At 38.4% G+C, this 5,088-nt stretch carries 5 protein-coding genes and 1 pseudogene; 1 reads left to right on the top strand and 5 read right to left on the bottom strand.

Annotated features, from left to right (window positions below; genetic code table 11):
• Positions 1-16 precede the first annotated feature (16 nt).
• The 4 genes from CXF89_RS18230 to CXF89_RS18215 form a co-directional block, all read right to left on the bottom strand.
• Positions 17-484, bottom strand: coding sequence for an outer membrane lipoprotein (locus CXF89_RS18230; protein ID WP_121955391.1), 468 nt, complete (start codon positions 482-484; stop codon positions 17-19).
• 177 nt (positions 485-661) lie between these two features.
• Positions 662-1,282 (bottom strand): penicillin-binding protein activator LpoB, encoded by a 621-nt coding sequence (lpoB, locus tag CXF89_RS18225; protein ID WP_007375407.1) that lies wholly within the window; start codon positions 1,280-1,282, stop codon positions 662-664.
• Positions 1,283-1,293: 11 nt separating this feature from the next.
• A complete protein-coding gene (locus CXF89_RS18220) occupies positions 1,294-1,719 on the bottom strand; it encodes a YcfL family putative periplasmic lipoprotein (protein ID WP_007582549.1) in 426 nt (141 codons plus the stop codon).
• Between the two features lie 273 nt (positions 1,720-1,992).
• The gene (locus tag CXF89_RS18215; RefSeq protein WP_121955390.1) at positions 1,993-3,357 is read right to left on the bottom strand and encodes a COG3014 family protein; all 1,365 of its coding nucleotides are present in this window, start codon (positions 3,355-3,357) and stop codon (positions 1,993-1,995) included.
• 516 nt (positions 3,358-3,873) lie between these two features.
• Between CXF89_RS18215 and CXF89_RS18210 the strand changes: the two genes are divergently transcribed.
• Entirely contained in the window at positions 3,874-4,743 is an 870-nt protein-coding gene (locus CXF89_RS18210; RefSeq protein ID WP_121955389.1) for a DMT family transporter, read from the top strand.
• A 22-nt stretch (positions 4,744-4,765) separates the two neighbouring features.
• On the opposite strand, the pseudogene CXF89_RS18205 reads toward CXF89_RS18210, so the two are convergent.
• Positions 4,766-5,088, bottom strand: a pseudogene (locus tag CXF89_RS18205) (D-alanyl-D-alanine carboxypeptidase family protein); the annotation flags it as partial.

Below are 5,088 nucleotides of genomic sequence, written 5' to 3'. Positions count from 1 at the left end.
CAATAGACATAACTATTTAATACGCTTTATCTACACGCACTGTGTTGTCGTTCAAGTACACTAATCTTACGTTATCGCCTTTGCTAAAACGCATTGATTGGTCCTGATCTTGAACAACCATAAACTGGTCGCCATTTTCAACTTGTATTAATAACTCTACAAAGTGATTTTGCTGATAATGACTTTGCTGCTGCCTATTATGTGCAACACTGCCGCCAATTACCGAACCTAATATTGTTGCTACTGTACGGCCGCTACCACCACCAAACTGGTTGCCTACTACGCCACCGAGTAATGCACCGCCGAAGGTTTTCCAGCCGTTGTTTTTATCTTGAATGATTTCTTGTTCGGTAATATTGCGTACCGATTTTACGTCACCAAATAAAACTTGCTGCACAGGGACTGCTTTATTGCGCTCGTATTTAGCAAACGTAGGCGCGCTTATTGTAAGTAAAGCGCACATAATTAGAGTAATTGCTTTCATAACTAGCTCCTTTTATACCAACCGGCATAAATCTTTGATCAATTTAACGAATTAAATTGCGCTATAACGTCGTTAAAAATTTTTATTTAGAACAACTAGATACAAAAATTTTTGCCTAGCTCTAGCGTAATTTTCTTATTGTTAAATAGACCCCATATATAAGCAGATTAGTATTAGCTACCAGCCAAAGGTTGATTTTTCTTTAGTTTTACGAATTTCAGTTTCGTCTGCCCACTCAACTAGGCCGCTTTCCATATCCATTAAACGCATTGTAAATTTGTAGTATACGTCTGATTTATCGGCATTTGATTTAACAATACTTGATAAGTTTCCATATAACATATATTGCGCACCAATTTGTTTACCAAATGCAACGGCTGTTGCAGGGTTAACAAGAGCATCTTCATTTTGAAACGTTAATTGCTCACGTACTGACTCAACACGGGTCATATCTACAAAACGGAACTTACCGCTGCGTAGCATTTGTGTTGAGATTGAATCGGTGATTGATTCTGTATCAATGTGCTCGCTGGTTTTATTTTTAATACGCTCAACAAATACTACAGGGCGTTTATTAGCGGTCATTGTGCCAACAACAGGTGAGCTGAGTAATGAGTCGGTCATTTGGCTCGCTACTTTTTGTAAGTCGGTAGAACCAAAATTAATATCTGTCGTTTCTACTGCTTGTGCATCGCCATAACTTACTACGGCTTTATTAGCACAGCCACTTAACACTAAAGCGCTCAAGCCAACTAAAGCGTAAGTTGATGCTGTTTTAAATTTGTTACTGATGATCATGGTTGTTTCCTTTAATCTTTAAATTCTTGTGATTCGGTAGACACTTCTCTTACTGCTAAAGAAAAGGTAACCGCATCAGAGCTAGGTGCTAAGCCCGGTAATTGTGTTTTTGCAAAACCAAATAAGGTGAGAGCTTGCCAAGGTGAATGATTGCCTTTAATAACAAAGCCGTCTTTATCAAACCAATTAAATTGATACTGCAAATACTGTGATTTTTTATACTGGCTCGAGAGTGTCACTACTACATCGGTTAACTGGTTGGTTTGACGTGTTTTTACATCAGTAATTGCCAGCTTTTTACCAAGCTCTGGGTTATCTACACGTAATTGCTCATTAAACTGGTTTTTATTTTGTTCAACAGAAATACCCGATGTAACCGGTTTGCTGGAACATGCACTGAGCATTAAGACTGCTAATAATGGCGCTATGTATTTCATGATGGCTCCTAGGCCTATTGACCTTTATGGATTAAAATTTATTTTATCTAAGGGCGATTTAATCGAGGCGCGAGGTTTGTAACCTAGTGGGCTAAGTAAAAACCGAGCAACAAAGAGTAAATCGTTCCTAGGACGAACCCAACGGGCAGCGCATGTTTGGCATTTATGCTGCGTTATCGCCTATTTATGGGGAACAACCACACTACATAGGCTCTGCCTTGCCTAAAAACCAAACATACTTCTGTAAATTCAACCTCGAAAGGTCAATAGGCCCTAAAGTTGAACTACGTGATAATTAAAGTAGTTATTAATAGAGGTTAAGTAAATTAACGTTAACCCTTGCTTACTAATGGTAAAATTTATAGGTGTTTGTGTGCCTATATGCAGAGAATGCTCACCTGCGTTTAGGCTTTGCCTTGCAACACTTATTTGATTTGGAAGTGTAAGCCAACTGCGTGTATCAGCTTGCTCAGAAGCCAAATTATAAATATTGGCAAGTATATTACCTACGTCACCAGCACTGCGTGCAAGCTCTGCACGGACTTTTTCTTTAGCTACTAACCTAAGCACTTGACGAGCTACTTTTGCAGGTATTTGATCTTCTAATGTTTTTGCTGCAAGTGCTTCAATGTGTACTAATGGGCTCAGCTCTAAGCTTTGTGCATCTAAGTTTATATTATTAAGGCGGCGCACATAGGCATTATCTTTATATACTGGCATTGCAAGGCTGTAAAAGCGTGCATCGCCGCGTGATGAATAAATTGGTAAGCGCAGTTTAAATTCATCTTGTTTTGGTACTAAGCCTTGTTCAAATAAAACAATTACTTCGCCTTGTGTTGCAGAAATAGTGGGTGCATCACTAAAACGTTTTTTAAATTCGCTTAGGTCTTGGTCAAACCCTTGTTTTTTAGCAAGGCGCATTACGTCCTGCTGTAAATAAATATTGTTAGGTTGTATAGCCAGTGCTTTTTTATAATCAATATAAGCATCGTCATACTGTTTAGCACTTTGGTAAAGCAAAGCAGATAAATAAAATGTGTAGGCATTTTGAAAGCCATTTTTCACGTCTCTGGTCACATTGCCCATGCTAGGGTAGTGCTGCTGCGCTTCCTTAACTGTTGAGTCGCCATCTGTTTTATTTTCGCTTAGTGCATCAACTTGTACTTTATTAGCGCGGCGAATTTCGACCAAAGCGCCTTCTACATCATTTTTATACACGTAGTTAAGTGCTTTATAACTATGAAGCATACTCATTTCGTAAGCCGGTGGCACATAAGTTATGGCTGAGTCGTTAGTAAATAACGCATTGCTTTGCTCAAGCCCCGCACTTACTTGTATTTTGGCGGCTTCACGTTTTTTTTGCATTTGCGTATACACGTTCTCAAATTTACTTTGTGCCTCTTGTGGCTTATTGGCAAAGTCGTTTAAGCGAGCTTGCTCAAGTTGGTTGAGTAAGTAGCTGCTGTGCATGGTGCTATTATTGGCAATAAGGGATTGCGCTTCTTCGATATTGTTTTTCTCGATCGCATTTCTTATTGGTGTCATTTGCGTGGCATAGTCATTAAATAGGTCATTAAAGCCCATTGTGCTACACCCACTTAAAATACAACAAAAGCTTAAAATTATACTTAGGCGCACTGTGCACTCCTCTCAATTCACCTGTATACATTAACATATTATTTTTAGCTAAATGTGTGAAATATTGTAAAAAATCGTAGAATAAAACTGCCTGCTAATAAAGAAATATAAAATGACATTGGTGAACAAAGTGTGAATTTTCTTGTTGGGTAACAATATTGAAATGCTTAAGGTACTTTATTGGTCTTATTGAATACAATGATCTCTAAAGCGTAACGATAAATGAATTTTTTAAATGAAGTAATTGCTATTCACTAAGTCGTATACGAAAAATACTAAAAGGATATCTTGTGTTGTAGACACCGTATTTTGCAAATGCGGCTAAGATTTGAGTATAAATGATCTAATTTATTAAAACTAAATACTCTCTTTGCACAGTTATACCAATCCTGTTTAAATGTGCTGCTCAGTAAGCGGTTTTATAGGCGCTTATGACAATATTTTGAGCTTAGTAGGTTAATTAGTTGATTAATTGAAATAACGCTGTAATTCGTTTTTATTGCTAAGGAATTTTTTTTGAAAGCTACGTTGTACACAATCATTGCTTTAATTGCGTTTGCTGCAAACTCTCTTTTTTGCAGAATGGCTTTAGCCGAAGGCTATATAGATGCTTGGAACTTTACAGTTATTCGCTTACTCAGTGGTGCTGCGTGTTTGGGCATTATAATGGCTATTTATACTCATAATTTAAAACGAAAAGGCACTTTTAACCCCGCTATTTTAAGCGATAAAGGAAGCTGGCGAAGCAGTATAAGCCTATTAGTTTATGCACTTTGTTTTTCGATTGCATACGTAGAGCTAGATACAGGCACCGGTGCACTGATTTTGTTTTCAGCCGTGCAACTCACTATGATTGGCTGGGGTATATATCAAAAAGAGCAGTTGAGTGTGCTTCAGTGGTGCGCGTTTATAGTGGCGCTAGGTGGGTTTGTATATTTAATGCTGCCATCTGCTGCTGTACCTTCATTATTAGGTGCATCACTTATGGCACTCAGTGGTGTGGCATGGGGTATTTACAGTATTCGCGGTAAAGTGTGCGTATCGCCACTGCGTACTACGGGGTTTAACTTTATAAGAAGCTTAGTGGCTATCCCTATTTTATTACTTGTTGGTATGAGTTATTTAAAAAATATGAGTATTGAAGGGGTTTTGCTTGCATGTGCCTCGGGTGCGATAGCGTCTGGAATTGGTTACAGTGTTTGGTATGTGGCAATGCCGCTGCTTAAAAGCACCCAGGCGGCTGTTGTGCAGCTTTGTGTGCCGGTACTTGCAGCCATTGCCGGGGTCTTGTTTTTATCAGAGCAGGTAACAATGGAGTTTATAGTTGCAAGCTCCTTAATATTAGGCGCTGTGCTGGTATTTATTTTAAATAAAAAGAAGGCTTAATATTATTTAAGTTAACCTTCTTTTATGGTGGACTCACGTTTGTTACAAAGCGTTTATAAATAGCAGGTAAGTTATCAAGTATTGCCTGCTTACCCTGTAGTTCACTATTTTTTATGCATTCAAAAAGTACTTGCTCGCTAAACGTATTCACTAACAATTGTGATTGCTTGATATGGCTTATATGCCAAAGCTCAGGTGCGACGCCGCCTAAATCATGTTGGTAAGGGCGATAAAAACCAAATTTAACCAAGTGAGTATCAAGCCAATTACTTAAAGGCGCAAACGGCCCACCTTGCAGGTATTCATCAGGTGTTAGCTGTAGTTTATAATCATCACTTACTGCAG

The organism is Pseudoalteromonas sp. MelDa3, from assembly GCF_002863625.1.
GTDB lineage: Bacteria > Pseudomonadota > Gammaproteobacteria > Enterobacterales > Alteromonadaceae > Pseudoalteromonas > Pseudoalteromonas arctica.
Note: the sequence above shows the minus strand (reverse complement) of the source record. Positions and strands in the feature narration are given on the sequence as shown.